The sequence below is a fragment of the Streptomyces sp. SID3212 genome (assembly GCF_009865405.1).
Classification (GTDB): Bacteria; Actinomycetota; Actinomycetes; order Streptomycetales; family Streptomycetaceae; genus Streptomyces.
In genome coordinates this window covers 1-472 of record NZ_WWJY01000993.1, presented here as the reverse complement: position 1 = coordinate 472, position 472 = coordinate 1, and the positions used below count along the sequence as shown (strand labels likewise).

General features: G+C 77.5%; 1 pseudogene. It reads left to right on the top strand.

Annotated elements, in window-relative coordinates:
• A pseudogene (locus GT042_RS29525) lies at window positions 1-472 on the top strand (PucR family transcriptional regulator); the annotation flags it as partial.

The following is a 472-nucleotide window of genomic DNA, read 5'->3' as shown; positions in this document are numbered from 1 at the left end:
CGCGGTACGGGCCCGGCTGGTCCTCCCGGCCGTGTCGGCGCCGCTGCTGCCGGTGCACCGGATGGCGGCGGAGCGCGCGGCGGGCATCCTGGCGGTGGTGCTGATGCAGGCACGCCAGGACGAGGAGTTGGCGGCGCGGGGGCGCGGCGACTTCCTGACGGACCTCGCCGAGGGGCGCATCCGCGCCGAGGACGCGCCCGCGCAGGCGAAGGTGCTGGGCTTCAGGCCGGGCGACGGTCCGCTGCTCCCCGTGGTGATGCGGCTGGCCCCGGAGCTGTCGCCGTCCGGCAACTGGGCGCTGCTGGCCCGAGCCGTACAGGAGGAGCTGTCGTCGTCGGTGGGCGGAGGCGTGCCGGTGCTGCTGGGGGTACGCCCGGTGGAGGGCCGGGTGCCGCTGCTGCTGGGCCTGCGCTCCGACGGTGAGCGTACGGCGGTGGCGGACCGGGTCGCGACGGCGCTGCGGGCCGGTGTG